Source organism: Paraburkholderia sp. RL17-347-BIC-D, assembly GCF_046027915.1.
Lineage (GTDB): Bacteria > Pseudomonadota > Gammaproteobacteria > Burkholderiales > Burkholderiaceae > Paraburkholderia.
In genome coordinates, this window is record NZ_JARESS010000244.1 from 1 (window position 1) to 476 (window position 476).

Annotated in this window: 1 protein-coding gene; it reads left to right on the forward strand. The window is 61.8% G+C overall.

From position 1 onward, the window contains the following. Nucleotides 1-43 precede the first annotated feature (43 nt). Nucleotides 44-476, forward strand: a 433-nt coding sequence (locus P0D96_RS48390; protein ID WP_408321460.1) for a phage baseplate assembly protein V, incomplete at its 3' end; no start/stop codon positions are given.

The following is a 476-nucleotide window of genomic DNA, read 5'->3' on the forward strand; positions in this document are numbered from 1 at the left end:
AACCGGCAGGACATTCTTTCTCACGGATCACCCGGAGGCAGACGTGAATGCCGAGTACCTGGTGGTGTCGACCACACTCGATATCCGCAACGTGACCGAGACGACGATATCGGGCAAGACACCAGGCGCGGGCCGGTTCGAGTGCGTGACCGACTTCGTGCTGCAGTCGCCTAACCGGTTCTTCAGGAACAGGCCGAAGAAGAAGCCCCGCTGTTACGCCGAGACGGCCGTGGTGGTCGGTCCCAAGGACCAGACGACCTGGGTCGATGCGTACGGTCGGGTCAAGATCTGCTACCTGTGGGACGTGGACAGGCCGAAGGACGAGAACGCGAGCTGCTGGGTACGCGTGTCCTCGCCGTGGCAGGGCAATTCGTTCGGCTCGATCTACGTGCCCCGTATCGGCCAGGAAGTGACGATCAACTACCACGAAGGCGACCCTGACAAGCCCTATATTGCCGACCGGATGGTCAACCGGC